Below are 18,498 nucleotides of genomic sequence, written 5' to 3' on the forward strand. Positions count from 1 at the left end.
TGCGCCTCGCGGCCGGAAAATGCGTCAAAAACAAAGGCCTGTGGTCATATCCTTCGGCCCTTTCGCCAGATCGCCAGACCCGATATGAATTGGCTGGTCATTTTTAGCCGTGCCGTCACGAACGCGTTGGGAGGAAATCCATGGCAGCCAAGACAAAATTCCAGGGATCCTTCACCGCCTTGGTCACGCCATTCAAGAACGGTTCGCTCGACGAGGCGGCGTTCCGCGGTCTCGTCAGCTGGCAAATCGAGCAGGGTTCGCACGGTCTCGTTCCCGTCGGTACCACCGGCGAAAGCCCGACGCTGAGCCATGCTGAGCATCACCGTGTGGTCGAGATCTGTATCGAGGAAGCAAAGGGGCGCGTGCCTGTCATCGCCGGCGCGGGCTCGAACTCCACGCGCGAGGCCGTCGATCTGGCTGTCCACGCCGAGAAGGCCGGCGCCGATGCCGTGCTGGTGGTAACGCCGTATTACAACAAGCCGACCCAGGAAGGGATGTATCAGCACTTCAAGGCGGTGAATGACGCGATCGGCATCCCGATCATCATCTACAACATCCCGCCGCGCTCCGTCGTCGATATGTCCGTCGATACCATGACCCGGTTGTTCGAGTTGAAGAACATCGCCGGCGTCAAGGACGCCACCGCCAATCTCGCCCGGGTGTCGCAACAGCGCCATGCGATGGGACCGGATTTTATCCAGCTGTCCGGTGAGGACATGACGGCGCTGGCCTACATGGCGGCGGGCGGACATGGTTGCATTTCGGTGGTCGCCAACGTGGCGCCGAAACTGTGCGCCGAGCTGATGACGGCCGTCCTGAAGGGCGATTTTGCCACCGGACTGAAGCTTCAAGACCGGTTGACGCCGCTGCACGATGCCGTCTTCAAGGAGCCGGGCCTTGCGGGAGCCAAGCATGGCCTCAAGCTATTGGGACGGCTGGACGAAGAAGTGCGTCTGCCGCTGATGAATGTGACGCCGCCAACCGGCAAGGTGATCCGCGACGCCATGGTCCATGCCGGCCTGATCAACTAAGGCCGGCCTCTCACTTCGCCTGATGCACGAAGGAAACCGACTATGTTGAAGGAATTTCGCGAATTTGCGATGAAGGGCAACGTGGTCGACCTTGCCGTCGGCGTCATTATCGGTGCGGCCTTCGGCGCCATCGTGACCTCGCTGGTCGGCGACGTCATCATGCCGATCATCGGTGCGATCACCGGGGGTCTCGACTTCTCCAATTATTTCACCGGACTGTCGAAGTCGGTGACGGCGACCAATCTGGCCGATGCCAAGAAGCAGGGCGCCGTGCTGGCCTGGGGCAGCTTCCTGACCCTGACACTGAATTTCGTCATCATCGCCTTCGTGCTGTTCATCGTCATTCGCGCCATGAACACGCTGAAGCGCAAGGATGAGGCCGCGCCCGCGGCACCGCCGAAGCCGACGCGCCAGGAAGAGCTGCTGACCGAGATCCGCGATCTCCTCAAGAAGAGCTAACGTGGCCGAGAAGAACGAGCGCCCGATCAAGGTCGTCGCCGAGAACCGCAAGGCCCGGTTCAACTATGCGATCGAGGACACCATCGAAACCGGCATCGCGCTGACCGGCACCGAGGTGAAATCAATTCGCAACGGCAAGACCACCATTGCGGAGTCCTATGCGGACACCAAGGACGGCGAGATCTGGCTGATCAACGCCAATATCCCCGAATATCTGCAGGCCAACCGCTTCAACCACGAGCCCAAGCGGCCGCGCAAACTGCTGCTGCACCGCAAGCAAATCAACAAGCTGATGGGCGCGGTCGATCGCGACGGCATGACGCTGATTCCGCTAAAACTCTATTTCAACGAGCGCGGCCGCGCCAAGCTGCTGCTGGCGGTGGCCAAGGGCAAGAAGCTGCACGACAAGCGCGAGAGCGAGAAGAAACGCGACTGGGGCCGGGAAAAAGGCCGCTTGCTGCGGGCGCGGGGGTAGCGGCTACCTAATGTCTTCCGTCATTGCGAGCGAAGCGAAGCAATCCATCGTGCGGCCAAGGAAGAATGGATTGCTTCGTCGCAAGTGCTCCCTTGCGCAAACGCTTCGCGTTTGTCGCAGGCAATGACAGCCGTTGGAGAGTTACCGAAATGAATCAAAAAAATCTGCTGGAAGTCGACTGGAGCAAGATTCCGGCGCCGTCGGATGATGGCGCAGCCGCCCATCTGGTAGGCTTGGCGATCCCGCCGCTCAGCCTGATGGCGACCGACGACAATTCGGTCACGCTGTCGGCGCTGCCGGGCCGGGTCGTCGTATTCGCCTATCCCCGCACCGGTGAGCCCGGCAAGATCAGCCTGGTCGATGATTGGGACATGATCCCGGGGGCGCGCGGCTGCACGCCGCAGACCTGCGCGTTCCGCGATCTGTTCGCCGATCTGAAGGCCGCCGGCGCCAGGCACGTCTTCGGCCTGTCGACGCAAAGCAACATCTACCAGACCGAAATGGCGTCGCGGCTGCATCTGCCGTTCCCGGTGCTGTCGGATGAGAAGCTGGCGCTGACGCACGCCTTGAATTTGCCGACCATGGAGGTGGCGGGGCTGACGCTGATCAAGCGGCTGGCGCTGATCATCGATGGCGGGCGCATCAGCCACGTGTTCTATCCGGTGTTTCCGCCGGACCGGAATGCCGGCGACGTGCTGGCGTGGCTGAAGGAAAACCGGGTTTGATCTTGTAGGGTGGGCAAAGCGAAGCGTGCCCACCATGCTCGTTTCGATGAAGATGGTGGGCACGGCGCAAGCGCGCCTTTGCCCACGCTACGAATCCAGATCCGCCCTTACTTTCGCAAACACATTGCGAAACATTTCCGGCGTCAGCACGCGCGTATTGGTGTTGTAGCGGGAGCAGTGATAGCTGTCGTAGAGCCTGAGCGCGCCGGCCGTATGCACGGCGCCGTGCGCAAATGGCACCGCGGCGTTTCGCAGCCCCAGCGCTTTCACCGTCGATTCATGGGCGATGCGCCCGAGCGCCACGATGGCGCGAAGTTTTGGCATGCCGGCGATGGTCGTGATCAGGAATTGCCGGCAGGTGTTGATCTCGACCGGCAGCGGCTTGTTCTGCGGCGGCACACAGCGCACCGCGTTGCTGATCCGGCAGTCGGCCAGCCGCAACCCGTCGTCGGGCCGTGCCTGATAGCTGCCTTTGGCAAAGCCATATTCCAGCAAGGTCGCATAGAGCAGGTCGCCGGCGTAGTCGCCGGTGAAGGGGCGTCCGGTGCGATTGGCGCCCTGCAGGCCCGGTGCGAGCCCCACGATCAATAGCCGGGCCTTCGGATCGCCGAACGAGGCCACCGGAGCATTGTGCCAGCCCGGCTCGCGCAGGCGCGCCTGCCCACGAAATTCGGCGAGCCGCGGGCAGAGCGGGCAGTTGCGGTCGGGTTCGGTTGCGGGAAGGGCGGCGACGCTAGCCATCTACGACCATAGCGTTTTCGAGCGCAGCGGATACCGGATGGTGTCAGGAAAACGCGTCACGACAAAAGCCAAAGCCCGGTTCTGATTCCAGAACCGGGCTCTAGCAGTGCAGCGGATTATTCTCAATCTTCGAAATCGTCGTCGCCGGCGGCCCGCGGCGCCATGGTGGTGGCGCGCTGCAGGAATTGCGGGGCGTGATGACGCGGCTCGCGCGGAGCGGGGCGCTCCGAGGGGTCACGGCCGAGCTTCGATTGCAGCTCGACCAGATCGGTGAAGACGTCGGCCTGGCGGCGCAGCTCGTCGGCGATCATCGGCGGCTGGCTCGAAATCGTCGACACCACCGTGACGCGAACGCCGCGCCGCTGCACGGCTTCAACCAGGGAGCGAAAATCGCCGTCGCCGGAGAACAGCACGATCTGATCGACGTGCTCGGCGAGCTCCATGGCATCGACGGCGAGCTCGATGTCCATATTGCCCTTCACCTTGCGGCGGCCGCTGGCGTCTATGAATTCCTTGGTCGCCTTGGTGACGACGGTGTAGCCGTTATAGTCGAGCCAGTCGATCAAAGGACGGATCGATGAATATTCCTGATCTTCGATGATCGCCGTGTAGTAGAACGCCCGCACTAGCGTACCGCGACTCTGGAATTCCTTGAGAAGGCGCTTGTAGTCGATGTCGAAGCCGAGTGTCTTTGCGGTTGCATAGAGATTGGCGCCGTCGATGAAGAGCGCGATCTTGTTGGAAACGGGTGACATCAAAGGGTTCTCGCGTTGTTGTTACGTTTTTAGCGCAGCGGGAATCGACCGCGCGCACTTTCCAGTTCAGCTGCCTAAAGTTCGGTGAATCTTTCCCCACGACAATCACCACTGCAATTATGGTGAGGCGAGGGCGAAATACCTAGTCTTTTGACGTTGTAAGGAGAGAATACTTGTCCCGAACGGTGTCCCGCCGTCTTCGGACGCTCCGGCCCTTCTGGCCCCGGAGATGGTTACCAGAGCCCATTAAGAAGGCAAATCACAAATTTAGTCTTGCGAAACGCCATCCGCCCCTATAACTAGCCCCCATAACCGACATATTGGGCCCCATTTAACGGAGCGACAGTCTATGGCGCGCGTCACCGTGGAAGATTGCATTGATAAGGTCGACAACCGGTTCGACCTGGTCCTGCTGGCAGCACATCGCGCCCGTATGATCTCGTCCGGATCACAACTCACAGTTGACCGCGACAACGACAAGAATCCGGTCGTTTCGCTGCGGGAAATCGCCGACTCCTCGATCTCCCCGGAAGACCTGCGCGAGGAACTGGTTCATTCCCTGCAGAAATTCGTCGAAGTCGATGAACCTGAGCCCGATACCGTGCCCTTGATCGGCTCGGCCGGCGCCAGCGTCGATGCCGACGACACCGAGGTCGCGGTCGAGCGCATGACCGAAGAAGAGCTCCTGAAGGGCCTCGAGGGCCTGGCGCCGCCGGAAGAGCAGCCCGAAGAGGACGAATAGACCCGGCAACGGGACGTCCCGAACACCCTGATCTGACAAAGGCCCGGACATTCGTCCGGGCCTTTGCTTTTGTTGACATTTTTTCAGGTACGGTGCGTGCTTGGCGGATGGGTGCGAGATCGCCTGAACCGGGTTGGCGGCAGCCTGGCCGGGTTCGGCATCACAATCGTCCCAAGCCATGCGAAATTGATCGTTCGCGGACCCCTAACGGGGTGCAGCTTCGCTCGAAATCGCATTAGTGTTCTTGAGGCATTCTTGCAGCGGGCCGAGCTCGGCGCGCGGATGAGGCAGTAATTCGATGGCGTTCTGGCGCCGCATATCCCGGCAAATGCAGGCTGCGACCGATTCGGTCGCGGTGGCGCCGGCCTTGCCCGCGGTGGAGCGGCCCAAATCCCCCCGCTCGCGCATGATGCGGCAATACGATCTGGTCGAGCGTGTCCGCTCGTACAATCCGGACACTGACGAAGACCTGCTTAATCGCGCCTATGTCTACGCCATGAAGGCGCACGGCACCCAGACCCGCGCATCGGGCGATCCTTATTTCTCGCATCCGCTCGAGGTCGCGGCGATCCTCACCGGCCTCAAGCTCGATGATGCCACCATCGTCGCAGCGCTGCTGCACGACACCATCGAGGACACCGAGGCGACGCGCGCCGAGATCGACAACGTGTTCGGCCACGAGATCGGCGCTCTGGTGGAGGGCCTCACCAAACTGAAGCGGCTGGAACTGGTTTCGCGCGAGGCCAAGCAGGCCGAGAACCTGCGTAAGCTGCTGCTGGCGATCGCCGACGATGTCCGCGTGCTGCTGATCAAGCTCGCCGACCGCCTGCACAACATGCGGACCCTGGAATTCGTGCCGCACGCCTCGCGTCGCAGGATCGCCGAGGAGACGCTCGACATCTATGCGCCGCTCGCCGGCCGCATGGGCATGCAGGAAATGCGCGAAGAGCTCGAGGACCTGTCGTTCCACACGCTCGATCCCGAAGCCTATGCGGTGGTGATGCAGCGGCTCGACGCACTGGCCGAGCGCAACCGCAATCTGATCGGCGAGATCGAAAGCCAGCTGTCGAAGAATTTGCAGAAGAACGGCATCACCGCGCGGGTCTATGGCCGCCGCAAGCAGCCATTTTCGATCTGGACCAAGATGGAGCGCAAGTCGGTCGGCTTCGAACAATTGTCCGATATCTACGGTTTCCGCGTCGTGATGGGTGACGTCGAATCCTGCTATCGCGCGCTCGGCGTCGTCCATACCACCTGGCCGGTGGTGCCGGGGCGCTTCAAGGACTACATCTCGACGCCGAAGCAGAACGACTATCGTTCGCTCCACACCACCGTGATCGGTCCCGGCCAGCAGCGCGTCGAATTGCAGATCCGCACCGAGGAGATGAACCAGATCGCCGAATTCGGCATCGCTGCGCATGCGTTCTACAAGGAGGGGGAGGGCTCGCCGACCGAGCGGCTCAAGCACGAGTCCAACGCCTTTGCCTGGTTGCGCCACACCGTCGGCATCCTGTCCGAAAGCGCCAATCCGGAAGAGTTCCTGGAGCACACCAAGCTCGAACTGTTCCACGACCAAGTGTTCTGCTTCACCCCGAAGGGCAAGCTGATCGCGCTGCCGCGTCAGGCCAACGTGATCGACTTCGCCTATGCGGTGCATACCGACGTCGGCAACAGCGCGGTCGGCTGCAAGATCAACGGTAAATTCGCGCCATTGTCGTCGGAATTGCAGAACGGCGACGAGGTCGAGGTCCTGACCTCGCAGGCGCAGGCGGCGCCGCCGTCGGCCTGGGAGTCGCTCGCGGTCACCGGCAAGGCGCGGGCGGCGATCCGCCGCGCCACCCGGACCGCCGTGCGCGATCAATATGCCGGACTTGGCCGCCGTATCGTCGACCGCCTGTTTGCCCGCGCCAAGATCGAATACGCCGATGACAAGCTGAAGGGCGCGCTGCCCCGGCTGGCGCGCGCCTCGATCGAAGACGTGATGGCCTCCGTCGGGCGCGGCGAACTGAAGGCGTCCGACGTCGCGCGGGCGATGTATCCGGACTACAAGGAAGAGCGGATGGTGCGTTACGGGGCCAAGAGAAGCCTCGCGGACAAGCTGAAGCTGAAATCGCCGCCGCATCCGGCGCGCAGCGCGTCGGTGATCCCGGTGCGTGGCCTCAATTCCGACCTGCCGGTCAAGTTCGCCCCGAACGGCGGCGCGGTGCCGGGCGACCGCATTGTCGGCATCGTTTCACCGGGTGAGGGGATCACGATCTATCCGATCCAGTCGCCGGCGCTGAAGGATTTCGAGGAAGAGCCGGAGCGCTGGCTCGACGTGCGCTGGGACGTCGACGAGACCATGCCGCAACGTTTTCCGGCGCGGATTCTCGTGCATAACGTCAACGAGCCCGGCAGCCTTGCCCAGGTCGCCACCGTGATCGCCGAGCATGACGGCAATATCGACAATATCAGCATGTCGCGCCGCTCCCCCGATTTCACCGAGCTGACCATCGATCTCGAGGTCTATGACCTGAAGCATCTCAGCGCTATCATCGCCCAGTTGCGCGCCAAGGCCGTCGTCGCACGGGTCGAGCGTGTTAATGGGTAATTTCGCCCGCCAGGATTCCAAGAGAGTGAAATGCCGAAAGCTCTTCCGCTGCGCCTCGGGGTCAATGTCGATCACGTCGCTACCTTGCGTAACGCACGGGGCGGCGCGCGGCCCGATCCGGTGCGCGCCGCGCTGACCGCGATCGAGGCGGGGGCCGACGGCATCACCGCGCATCTGCGCGAAGACCGCCGCCATATCCGCGACACCGACATGGCGCGCCTCAAGGCCGAAATCTCAAAACCCCTGAATTTCGAGATGGCGGCGACCGAGGACATGCTGCGGATTTCGCTGGCGACCAGGCCGCACGCGGTCTGCCTGGTTCCCGAGCGCCGCGAAGAACTCACCACCGAAGGCGGGCTTGACGTGGTCGGCCAGCACAATGCGCTGGCGCCGTTCATCGCGCGCATGAACGATGCCGGCATCCGGGTGTCGCTGTTCATCGCCGCCGATCCCGCCCAGATCGAGATGGCCGCGCGCCTGCGGGCGCCGGTGATCGAAATCCATACCGGCGGCTGGTGTGACGCGGTGGTGGATGGCCATGCCGCCAAGGCCGAGGCGGAATGGAAGCGCATTGTCGCGGGCGCACGGCTGGCGCGCGCCGCGGGGCTTGAGGTTCATGCCGGCCACGGGCTCGACTATGACACGGCCGAGACCATCGCCGCTCTGCCCGAACTCGCCGAACTCAACATCGGCTACTTCATGATGGGGGAGGCGCTGTTCGTCGGCCTCGGCGAAACCGTCCGCAGCATGCGCGCGGCGATGGACCGCGGGCGCCAGCGCAGCGTGGCTCCGACATGATCATCGGCATCGGCTCCGACCTGATCGACATCACGCGGGTTGCCAAGGTGATCGAACGCCATGGCGAGCGCTTCCTCGACCGCATCTTCACCGACGCCGAGCGCGCCAAGGCCGCGCGCCGCGCCAACAACGAGAAGATGCTGGTCGCGACCTATGCCAAAAGGTTCGCGGCCAAGGAGGCCTGTTCCAAGGCGCTCGGCACCGGCATCCGCCAGGGCGTCTGGTGGCGGGATATGGGGGTGGTGAACCTGCCGGGCGGCCGTCCCACCATGAAGCTGACCGGCGGGGCGCTGGCCCGGCTCGAGAAGCTGACGCCGGAGGGGTTCGAGGCCCGGATCGACCTTTCCATCACCGACGACTGGCCGCTGGCGCAGGCCTTCGTCATAATTTCGGCGGTCGTTCCGGGCAAATCATAGGGCAGGCGGCCGTTCGCGCCGGGGGACCGACATAAAACTAAAAAACATTGATTTATCAATGTATTACGAAGTTTTATCGAGGCGCTTGATTGCACGGCCGCGAACAACCGTCTAAAACGCCGCGGCGACACTACCGAGCCAGGGCGAATTCGGGTTTTGCGCCGGAATTTGCCTTCAACATCAGTATCGAAGACCATTTTCTTGACGCGAACGGAACTCTCGATTCGCGTGAGGAAAACGTTCTGCCACCGTGCAGGCCAAGCCTCTGTTTAAGACTAGCCTTGCTTGAAGCAGCCTTGCGGGAATTGGGAAAGCGATGAGCGTGACATCCGGGACAAAAACTGAAAGCGGCTTGGGCGAAACCATCCGTGTCGTCATCCACGCCCTCCTGATCGCGCTCGTGATCCGCACCTTCCTGTTCCAGCCCTTCAACATTCCCTCGGGATCGATGAAGGCGACGCTGCTGGTCGGCGACTATTTGTTCGTCTCGAAATATTCGTACGGCTACAGCCACTACTCGATCCCGCTGTCGCCGCCATTGTTCTCGGGCCGCATTTTCGGCTCGGAGCCGTCGCGCGGCGATATCGTCGTGTTCCGCCTGCCGAAGGACGATTCCACCGATTACATCAAGCGCGTGATCGGCCTGCCGGGCGACCGCATCCAGATGCGCGAGGGACTGCTCTACATCAACGACGCCCCGATCAAGCGCGAGCGCCTGAGCGATTTCATCGGTGAGGACCCGTGCGGCTCCGACGCCACCGCGCGCGTCAAGCGCTGGAAGGAAACATTGCCGAACGGCGTCTCCTATGAGTCGCTCGATTGCGTCGACAACGGCTTCTATGACAACACCACCATCTATACCGTGCCGGCCGGCCATTTCTTCATGATGGGCGACAACCGGGACAATTCGACCGACAGCCGCGTGTTGTCGGCGGTGGGCTATGTGCCGTTTGAAAACATCGTCGGCCGGGCGCAAATGATCTTCTTCTCCATTGCCGAGGGCGAACATGCCTGGATGTTCTGGCGCTGGCCGACCGCGGTGCGCTGGAATCGCATTTTTTCAATCGTGCGATGAACGACGAAACGCCCGTCATCAGGGATACCCCGACACAGGGCGAGAGCCCGCAGCCTGATGCCGGTGGCGAACCTGCGCCCAAGAAGAAGCGCGGCAGGGGCTCGGCCAAGGAATCGGCGAAGGCCGCGGCGGCTGCGCTTGAAGCGCGCATCGGCCACAAGTTCGGCGATCCCAACCTCCTGACCACCGCGTTCACGCATGTGTCCGCGCTGAAACCCGCGCGCAATCGCGCCGAAAGCTATCAGCGCCTCGAATTTCTCGGCGATCATGTGCTCGGGCTGATCGTGTCCGACATGCTGTATCGCGCCTTTCCGAACGCCGACGAGGGCGAGCTGTCAAAACGCCTCGCCGATCTCGTGCGCAAGGAAAGCTGCGCCGATGTCGCCAAGTCGCTCGGACTGGTCGACGACATCAAGCTCGGCCAGGTCGGCGCCAGCGCCAGCGCGCGGCTCCGCAAATCTGTGCTCGGCGACATCTGCGAAGCCGTGATCGGGGCGATCTTTCTCGACGGCGGCTACGGCGCCGCCGCCCAATTCGTCGAGCGCAACTGGACCGAGCGGATGCGCAAGCCGCGCCGGCCGCTGCGCGATCCCAAGACGGTGTTGCAGGAATGGGCGCAGAGCAAGGGGATGCCGACGCCGGTCTATCGCGAGGTCGAGCGCACCGGGCCGCATCACGATCCGGAGTTCCGCGTTTCCGTGGAACTGCCGGGCCTCGCGCCGGCCGAAGGCGTCGGCGGCAGCAAGCGTGCGGCCGAGAAGGTTGCGGCCTCCGTGATGATCGAGCGCGAAGGCGTCGGCGGTGGTGGCAATGACAGCTGAATCTCCGGCCCAGACCGCTTGCGGCTTCGTCGCGCTGATCGGCGCGCCCAATGTCGGCAAGTCTACCCTGGTCAACGCGTTGGTCGGCTCCAAGGTCACGATCGTGTCGCGCAAGGTGCAGACCACGCGGGCGCTGATCCGCGGCATCGTGATCGAGAACAACGCGCAGATCATCCTGGTCGATACGCCCGGCATCTTCGCGCCGAAACGGCGGCTCGACCGCGCCATGGTATCGACCGCCTGGAGCGGGGCGCATGACGCCGATCTGGTCTGCGTGCTGCTCGATGCCAAAGCCGGCCTCGACGAGGAAGCGGACGCGATCCTGAGCAGGCTTGCGAGTGTGCAGCATCCGAAAATCCTGGTGCTGAATAAGATCGATTTGATCCCGCGCGAGAGATTGCTGGCGCTGGCGCAGGCCGCCAATGACCGCATGAAGTTCGAACACACCTTCATGATTTCGGCGCTGTCGGGCGACGGCGTCGACGATCTGCGCGCCGAACTCGCCAAAATGGTGCCGGCGGGCCCGTTTCACTATCCCGAAGACCAGATGTCGGATGCGCCGATGCGGCATCTGGCGGCCGAGATCACGCGGGAGAAGATCTACCGCCAGCTGCACCAGGAGCTGCCGTATCAATCCACCGTCGAGACCGACAGCTGGACCGAACGCAAGGACAAATCGGTCCGCATCGAGCAGACCATCTTTGTCGAGCGCGAGAGTCAGCGCAAGATCGTCCTCGGCAAGGGCGGCGCCACCATCAAGTCGATCGGCGCGGATTCGCGCAAGGAAATCGCCGAGATATTAGGCCAACCCGTGCATCTGTTCCTATTCGTCAAAGTGCGCGAGAACTGGGGCGACGACCCGGAGCGCTACCGCGAAATGGGAATTGAATTCCCCAAAGAATAATCAAGAAACATCAGCGATGATCGGCGTCTTCGATGACCTTGCCCAGGAACGTAGTTTGGTTTGAAGTGCTGCTCTATCTGTCGCTGACGCTGGATGCGGTGTCGGTCGCGTTCCAGGACCGCACGCCGAAAGCCGACATGACCGAGCAGATGATCATGGTCGCGACCCTGATGGCGGCGGGCCTGATCCTGCTGCTGGTCTATTTCGTCCGGCTCGCGGCGCGGGACCGCAAGAACTGGCCGCGCTGGGTGCTGGCCGCGGCGCTGGTGCTGTCGGTGATCTCGCTGGTGCAGGTGATCGGCGCGAACGGCCTGCAACTCGACAGCGCGATCGAGGTCGTGTCCTGCGCGCTGACGACGGTGGGGCTGTATTTTTCCTTCACCGGCGATGCGGTGGGCTGGTTCAACGCATAGTGATAGGCCCGTCATTCCGGGATGGTGCGTAAGCACCAGACCTCAGGTGCGCAATTGCGCACCGGGGAATCTCGAGATTCCGGGTTCGATGCTTGCATCGCCCCGGAATGACGATCCTGAGATAGCTGCCCGCGCTGCCGGAATCCTGTAAACTCCCGCCCATGGAATGGACCGACGAAGGCATCGTGCTGGGGGTGCGGCGGCATGGCGAATCTTCCGCCATTGTCGAACTCTTGACGCGCAGCCACGGCCGGCACCTTGGCCTGGTGCGCGGCGGCGCGGGGAAACGGATGCGGCCGCTGCTGCAGCCCGGCAACAGCGTCACCACGGTGTGGCGGGCGCGGCTCGACGAGCATCTCGGATATTACGCCATCGAGGGCACGCGGCTGCGCGCGGCGACCTTGCTGGCGTCGGCGCATGCGACCTATGGCGTCACCCATCTGGCCTCGCTGGTGCGGCTGTTGCCGGAACGCGATCCGCACGAGGACATCTACGAGATGTTCGAGCGCACGCTGGACGATTTCGACGATGTCGGCGGCGCCGCGGCGCATCTGATCCGGTTTGAGCTGGCGATGCTGGCCGAACTCGGCTTCGGGCTCGACCTGGAAAACTGCGCCGCGACCGGCGAGACAACGGAATTGATTTACGTGTCGCCGAAATCCGGCGGTGCGGTGTCGCGGCGCGCCGGCGAGCCCTACCGCGAACGGCTGCTGCCGCTCCCGGCATTTTTGCGAGAGGGCGAGGGCGGGACGAATGGCTGGTCGGACCAGGACCTGCAGGACGGCTTTCGGTTGACCGGCATGTTCCTGCTCCGCCACGTGCTGGAGCCGCGCGGACAGGGCCATTCCGACGCCCGCGATGGATTTATCAACGCGGTGACCAAATACCGGGCGCGAATCAGTTCCGCGGTCTGACGGGCTCCTTCCCCGCGTCGTCCCTGCGAACGCAGGGACCCATACGCCCCGGCCCATCGATTGGCGTGTGGCCCCAGCCGTTTTTTGCCACAAACACCTGTGGTTATGGGTCCCTGCGTTCGCAGGGACGACGGGTGAGTGGATGACGCCCGATTCGCGGCTTGCCCGATTCAGCCCAAAAGTTTAACCCCTCCCCATGGGAAAACGAACGTTACCGCCGGAAGAGCCGGCCGAAATCCATGAAGTCATGCTGCGGGATGCGCTGGAAGAGCGCTATCTCACCTATGCGCTTTCGACCATCATGCATCGCGCGCTGCCGGACGGCCGCGACGGCCTGAAGCCGGTGCATCGGCGCATCCTTTACGGCATGCGGCTGCTGCGGCTCGACCCCGGCACGGCGTTCAAGAAATCCGCCAAAATCGTCGGCGACGTGATGGGGTCGTTCCATCCGCATGGCGACCAGGCAATCTATGACGCCATGGTGCGGCTGGCGCAGGATTTCTCCTCGCGTTACCCGCTGGTCGACGGCCAGGGCAATTTCGGCAATATCGACGGCGATAATCCGGCGGCCTATCGGTACACCGAAGCGCGCATGACCGCGGTGGCGCAGCTGCTGCTGGAGGGCATTGACGAGGACGGCGTCGAGTTCCGTCCCAATTACGATGGCCAGACCAAAGAGCCGGTGGTGATGCCGGGCGGCTTCCCGAACCTGCTCGCCAACGGTTCCCAGGGCATCGCGGTCGGCATGGCGACGTCGATTCCGCCGCACAACGCCGCCGAGCTGTGCGACGCCGCCCTGCATCTGATCGACAAGCCGGATGCCAAATCGAAGTCGCTGCTGAAATGGGTCAAGGGGCCGGATTTCCCGACCGGCGGCATCGTCGTCGATTCCAAGGAAGCGATCGCCGAAGCCTACATGACCGGGCGCGGCTCGTTCCGCACCCGCGCGCGATGGACCCAGGAAGAGGGCGCGCGCGGCACCTGGGTCGTTGTGATCACCGAGATCCCGTGGCTGGTGCAGAAATCCCGGCTGGTGGAGAAGATCGCCGAACTGCTCAACGAGAAGAAGCTGCCGCTGGTCGGCGACGTCAGGGACGAATCCGCCGAAGACGTCCGTCTCGTGATCGAGCCGAAATCTCGCGCCGTTGATCCCGCGCTGATGATGGAATCGCTGTTCCGGCTGACCGAGCTTGAAAGCAAGATTTCGCTGAACCTCAACGTGCTGATCAAGGGCAAGATCCCGAAAGTGGTTGGCCTTGCCGAATGTCTGCGCGAATGGCTCGATCATCTGCGCGACGTGCTGCTGCGCCGCTCAAACTACCGCAAGACCCAGATCGAGAACCGGCTGGAAGTGCTTGGCGGCTATCTGATCGCCTATCTGAACATCGACAAGGTGATCAAGATCATCCGCACCGAGGATGAACCGAAGCCGGAGTTGATGAAGGCCTTCAAGCTGACCGAGGTCCAGGCCGACGCCATCCTCGACATGCGGCTGCGCCGTTTGCGCAAGCTCGAGGAATTCGAGATCCGCACCGAGGACAAGAACCTTCGGGCCGAGTTGAAGGGCATCAAGGCGCTGCTCGGCTCCGAGACCGAGCAATGGTCCAAGGTCGGCGATCAGGTCCGCAAGGTCCGCGACATGTTTGGTCCGAAGACGCCGCTCGGCAAGCGCCGCACCACCTTCGCGGATGCACCCGAGCACGATCTGGCCGCGATCGAGGAGGCCTTCGTCGAGCGCGAGCCGTGCACGGTGGTGATCTCCGAAAAGGGCTGGGTGCGCACGCTCAAGGGTCATGTCGAGGATATTTCGGGGCTTGCCTTCAAGACCGACGACAAGCTCGACCATGCGTTCTTCGCCGAGACCACCTCAAAACTGCTGGTGTTCGCCACCAACGGCAAATTCTACTCGCTCGACGTCGCAAAGCTGCCGGGCGGCCGCGGCCATGGCGAGGCGATCCGCATGTTCATCGACATGGAGCCGGAAACCGCGATCGTGTCGCTGTTCGTCAACAAGGGCGGCCGCAAATTCCTGATCGCGAGCCACGAAGGGCAGGGCTTTATCGTCAACGAAGACGATTGCGTCGGCAACACCCGCAAGGGCAAACAGGTGCTCAACGTCGAAATGCCGAACGAGGCCTGCGCGATCACGACCGTTGCCGGCGACACCGTCGCTGTGATCGGCACCAACCACAAGATGGTGCTGTTCCCGCTCGACCAGGTGCCGGAGATGGCGCGCGGCCGCGGCGTGCGGCTGCAGAAATACACCAGCGCGAAACTATCCGACGTCGCGGTATTCGATTCCAAGGCGGGGCTCGGCTGGAAGGATTCCGCCGGCCGCGACCAAAGCATGAGCTGGAAGGAACTGGCCGATTGGCGCGGCAACCGCGCCGACGCTGGCCGCCTCGCGCACGGCCTGCCGAAGTCGAACAAGTTCCTGCGGGGTGTGGAGTAGGACGGAGACGGGCTATACCAAACGTCGTCATGCCCGGCCTTGTGCCGGGCATCCACGTCTTGGCGGCGGATTACGATTTCGTTATCCGCTCGCGGTTTTGCTGGATGCCCTTTGACTGCATCCCTGTTCTCGCCGATGCTCTCCAGAAAAGGGGAGGCGGCATTGCGCAAAGCGGAATGGCAACGACTCATCGCAACGATCGGCGGAGCAGTCCTGATGCTCGCCATGCCGTCTTTGCTCAACGCTCAGGCCATCCCCGGTGCGCTGCCTGAATCAGCCAAGGCATTGTCGCAAGGAGAATGGCCGGCCTATGCCGGGACCTACGCCGCGTCGCGCTATTCGCCGCTCACGCAGATCGAGCGGACCAACGCGAAAAGCCTGCATGTCGCCTGGCGCTGGAAGTCGCCGGACATGGCGGTCAAGCAAGCCAATCCGTCCGTCGGCCCGACCCGCGCCCATGAATCGACGCCGCTGATGGTCGGGGGTGTACTTTACACCTCGACATCGCTGTCACAGGTTGCCGCCGTCGATGCCGTCACCGGCGAAACCAAATGGGTGTTTGATCCCAAGGTTTACGAAAACGGACTCGGCATTCCCGCCAATGACGGCTGGCTGCATCGCGGCGTCGCCTATTGGCGCAATGGCGAGGACGAGCGCATCATCATGCTCACGGCATTTGCGCAGATGATCGCGCTGGATGCGAAGACCGGAAAGTCGGTGCCGGGCTTCGGCAATGCCGGCCGGATCGATCTCACGCAGGGTCTGCGCCGCGAGGTCGACCGCGACTACTACACCATGAGTTCACCACCGGTGATCGTACGCGGCGTCATCGTGGTTGGATCGTCTGTCATGGATTGGTGGCGGAAAAGCCCGTCGCCGCCCGGCGACGTACGCGGCTTCGATGTCGTGACCGGCCGGCTGCTCTGGACCTTCCACACCGTGCCGCAGGGCGAAGAGGCGGGCGTCGAGACCTGGCAGCGGGATTCGTGGCGCGAGGCGGGTAACGCCAATGTCTGGGCGCCGATGAGCGCGGATGAAGAACTCGGCTATGTCTATTTGCCGGTGAGTACGCCGACCAACGATTACTATGGCGGGCATCGTCCCGGTGACGGGCTTTACGGCGACAGCATCGTGTGTCTCGAAGCAGCCACCGGCAGAAAGGTTTGGCACTACCAGCTCGTGCATCATGGATTGTGGGATTACGACACCCCGGCAGCGCCAACCCTGATCGACATCGCCGTCGGCGGCAAAGCGGTCAAGGCGGTGGCGCAGGTGACCAAGCAGGCGTTCGTCTACGTGTTCGATCGCGTCACCGGCCAGCCGGTGTGGCCGATCGAGGAGCAGCCGGTGCCAGCTTCGACCGTTCCCGGTGAAATTGCATCGAAGACCCAGCCCTTTCCGACGAGGCCGGCCCCGATCGACCTTCAGGGCGTGCGCGACGAAGACTTGATCGATTTCACGCCTGAACTCCGTCAGGAGGCAAGAGACATCGTGGCGAAATACGATCACGGTCCGCTGTTCACCCCGCCGTCGGAACGAGGCACCATCCAGGTACCCGGCGTCGCCGGCGGCGGCAACTGGGCAGGTGCGGCGATCGATCCGGACACCGGCATGCTCTATGTCAGCACCTACCGGCTGCCGTTTGTGATCACCGTTCGCAGGCCAGCGCCGGGGGAGTCGCGCTACGACTTTATCGGCGAATTCCGCTACCTGTCCGGGCCACGTGGCTTGCCGCTGCTCAAGCCGCCATTCGGCAGCATGCTTGCCATCGATATGAACAGCGGCGAGCATCGCTGGCGGATTCCGATCGGGCGTGCCGAGCTTATTCCGACCATTCAAGCCTTGGGCATACGTGAGCGGCTGGGATTTCCCACACGTAGCTGGGCGCTGATCACGAAAACGGTGATGATCGTTGTACAGTCAGGCTATTTCGGCGCGCCGCGGCTGCCTGCGGGTGGAACGCGCCGCATCGCCGATCTCAACAATTTCAGTCCGCATCTGTGGGTCTACGACAAGACCTCGGGCGAGATGCTGGCAGAGATCGCGGTGCCGGCCAACGCCGTCGGCGCGCCTATCACCTATATGGCCGGCGGCAGGCAGTTCATCGTGTTTCCGGTCGGCGGCGGTCCTCTGGTGGAGGAACTGATCGCGGTCTCGCTCTGACGGGCAGGGCGCTGTGCAGGACGCTGTGATAGTATTCGCATCTGGGTGCGCTATATCGGATTCATGGCGCACGCACACCACCACCACGACCACTCCCACGTACATGACCACGCCGGGCATAGCCATGCGCCCGACAGTTTCGGATGGGCATTTGCCATCGGCGCGTCGCTCAATGCGGCGTTCGTTGCCGCCGAGCTGATCTTCGGCTATGCCGCCAATTCGCTGGCGCTGATTTCGGACGCCGTTCACAATCTCTCCGACGTGATCGCGCTGCTGCTGGCCTGGGGCGGGGCGTGGCTCGCGCAAAAGCAACCGACCCAGCGGCATACCTATGGCTACCGGCGGGCCTCGATCCTCGCGGCGCTGTTCAACGCCGGCCTTCTGCTGGTCGCGGTCGGCGGCATCATCGTCGAGGCGATCAATCGCCTGCAGGAACCCGCGCCGGTGGCCGGCTGGACCGTCGTTGCGGTTGCTGCACTCGGCATCGCCATCAACGGCGGCACGGCCCTGTTGTTCATGCGCGGCCGCCATGGCGACCTCAATGTTCGCGGCGCCTATCTGCACATGGCCGCCGATGCCGGCGTGTCATTTGGCGTGGTCGTCGCGGCCCTGGTGATCATGTTCACGGGATGGCTGTGGGTCGATCCCGCGATCAGCCTTGCCATCGCCGGTGTGGTGCTCGTGAGCGGGTGGGGGCTGGCGCGCGACAGCGTCAATCTCGCGCTCGACGGCGTGCCGCGCGGCATCGAACTGGCAAAGGTCAGGGACTATCTCGGCGCACTCGACGGCGTCTCGGAAGTGCATGACCTCCACATTTGGGCCATGAGCACCAACGAGACCGCGCTGACGGCGCATCTGGTGCGGCCTGACGGCAGCGACGACGCATTCCTGCATCGGGTCTGCGAGGAGCTGTCGCACCGTTTCAACATTCATCACGCGACGCTGCAGATCGAGTCCAGCGGCGCGGTCTGCAAGCTCGCGCCGGCGGAGCGGGTGTAAGGCGATTACGCCGGCACGAGAGGCC

General features: G+C 63.1%; 18 protein-coding genes. 16 read left to right on the plus strand and 2 right to left on the minus strand.

Going from position 1 to position 18,498, the window contains the following annotated elements:
- Positions 1-140 precede the first annotated feature (140 nt).
- From dapA to JQ600_RS34735, 4 genes are all read left to right on the plus strand, one after another.
- Entirely contained in the window at positions 141-1,031 is an 891-nt protein-coding gene (gene dapA / locus JQ600_RS34720; protein ID WP_212388251.1) for a 4-hydroxy-tetrahydrodipicolinate synthase, read from the plus strand.
- 42 nt (positions 1,032-1,073) lie between these two features.
- Positions 1,074-1,490: a large conductance mechanosensitive channel protein MscL gene (gene mscL, locus JQ600_RS34725; RefSeq protein WP_212263662.1), complete on the plus strand. Its 417-nt coding sequence runs from the start codon at positions 1,074-1,076 to the stop codon at positions 1,488-1,490.
- Between the two features lies 1 nt (position 1,491).
- On the plus strand, positions 1,492-1,965 hold the full coding sequence (smpB, locus tag JQ600_RS34730; protein ID WP_027537130.1) for an SsrA-binding protein SmpB: 474 nt from the start codon (positions 1,492-1,494) through the stop codon (positions 1,963-1,965).
- Positions 1,966-2,114: 149 nt separating this feature from the next.
- On the plus strand, positions 2,115-2,690 hold the full coding sequence (locus JQ600_RS34735; protein WP_212388254.1) for a peroxiredoxin: 576 nt from the start codon (positions 2,115-2,117) through the stop codon (positions 2,688-2,690).
- Between the two features lie 87 nt (positions 2,691-2,777).
- Here JQ600_RS34735 and JQ600_RS34740 read toward each other — a convergent pair whose 3' ends face one another.
- Both JQ600_RS34740 and JQ600_RS34745 read right to left on the minus strand, forming a co-directional pair.
- Positions 2,778-3,431, minus strand: a complete 654-nt coding sequence (locus JQ600_RS34740; RefSeq protein WP_212388257.1) for a uracil-DNA glycosylase — start codon at positions 3,429-3,431, stop codon at positions 2,778-2,780.
- A 122-nt stretch (positions 3,432-3,553) separates the two neighbouring features.
- Positions 3,554-4,186 (minus strand): NYN domain-containing protein, encoded by a 633-nt coding sequence (locus JQ600_RS34745; RefSeq protein ID WP_192733620.1) that lies wholly within the window; start codon positions 4,184-4,186, stop codon positions 3,554-3,556.
- A gap of 349 nt (positions 4,187-4,535) precedes the next feature.
- Here JQ600_RS34745 and rpoZ point away from each other — a divergent pair, with 349 nt between their 5' ends.
- The 12 genes from rpoZ to JQ600_RS34805 all read left to right on the plus strand — a co-directional run bounded on the left by rpoZ (position 4,536) and on the right by JQ600_RS34805 (position 18,473).
- A complete protein-coding gene (rpoZ, locus tag JQ600_RS34750) occupies positions 4,536-4,928 on the plus strand; it encodes a DNA-directed RNA polymerase subunit omega (protein ID WP_074276225.1) in 393 nt (130 codons plus the stop codon).
- 298 nt (positions 4,929-5,226) lie between these two features.
- Positions 5,227-7,518, plus strand: coding sequence for a bifunctional (p)ppGpp synthetase/guanosine-3',5'-bis(diphosphate) 3'-pyrophosphohydrolase (locus tag JQ600_RS34755; RefSeq protein ID WP_212263659.1), 2,292 nt, complete (start codon positions 5,227-5,229; stop codon positions 7,516-7,518).
- Positions 7,519-7,548: 30 nt separating this feature from the next.
- A complete protein-coding gene (locus tag JQ600_RS34760) occupies positions 7,549-8,316 on the plus strand; it encodes a pyridoxine 5'-phosphate synthase (RefSeq protein ID WP_212490336.1) in 768 nt (255 codons plus the stop codon).
- Positions 8,313-8,732: a holo-ACP synthase gene (acpS, locus tag JQ600_RS34765; protein WP_212388266.1), complete on the plus strand. Its 420-nt coding sequence runs from the start codon at positions 8,313-8,315 to the stop codon at positions 8,730-8,732. The genes JQ600_RS34760 and acpS overlap by 4 nt, the downstream gene beginning before the upstream one ends.
- Before the next feature lie 316 nt (positions 8,733-9,048).
- A complete protein-coding gene (lepB, locus tag JQ600_RS34770) occupies positions 9,049-9,807 on the plus strand; it encodes a signal peptidase I (protein WP_212038338.1) in 759 nt (252 codons plus the stop codon).
- Complete coding sequence (rnc, locus tag JQ600_RS34775) at positions 9,804-10,628, plus strand: ribonuclease III (protein ID WP_212388268.1); 825 nt, start codon at positions 9,804-9,806, stop codon at positions 10,626-10,628. The genes lepB and rnc overlap by 4 nt, the downstream gene beginning before the upstream one ends.
- Positions 10,618-11,532 carry a GTPase Era gene (era, locus tag JQ600_RS34780; protein ID WP_212388271.1) on the plus strand — a complete coding sequence of 305 codons (915 nt, stop codon included), beginning with the start codon at positions 10,618-10,620 and terminating at the stop codon, positions 11,530-11,532. Before rnc ends, era begins: the two co-directional genes overlap by 11 nt.
- Before the next feature lie 32 nt (positions 11,533-11,564).
- The gene (locus tag JQ600_RS34785) at positions 11,565-11,945 is read left to right on the plus strand and encodes a hypothetical protein (RefSeq protein ID WP_212263655.1); all 381 of its coding nucleotides are present in this window, start codon (positions 11,565-11,567) and stop codon (positions 11,943-11,945) included.
- A gap of 161 nt (positions 11,946-12,106) precedes the next feature.
- On the plus strand, positions 12,107-12,859 hold the full coding sequence (gene recO, locus JQ600_RS34790; protein WP_212263654.1) for a DNA repair protein RecO: 753 nt from the start codon (positions 12,107-12,109) through the stop codon (positions 12,857-12,859).
- 196 nt (positions 12,860-13,055) lie between these two features.
- Positions 13,056-15,311: a DNA topoisomerase IV subunit A gene (parC, locus tag JQ600_RS34795; protein ID WP_212388275.1), complete on the plus strand. Its 2,256-nt coding sequence runs from the start codon at positions 13,056-13,058 to the stop codon at positions 15,309-15,311.
- Positions 15,312-15,527: 216 nt separating this feature from the next.
- The gene (locus JQ600_RS34800; RefSeq protein WP_212388279.1) at positions 15,528-17,474 is read left to right on the plus strand and encodes a PQQ-binding-like beta-propeller repeat protein; all 1,947 of its coding nucleotides are present in this window, start codon (positions 15,528-15,530) and stop codon (positions 17,472-17,474) included.
- Positions 17,475-17,537: 63 nt separating this feature from the next.
- Positions 17,538-18,473, plus strand: coding sequence for a cation diffusion facilitator family transporter (locus JQ600_RS34805; protein ID WP_212263651.1), 936 nt, complete (start codon positions 17,538-17,540; stop codon positions 18,471-18,473).
- The last annotated feature ends 25 nt before the right edge of the window (positions 18,474-18,498 follow it).

This window comes from Bradyrhizobium sp. AUGA SZCCT0176 (assembly GCF_018130145.1).
Lineage (GTDB): Bacteria > Pseudomonadota > Alphaproteobacteria > Rhizobiales > Xanthobacteraceae > Bradyrhizobium.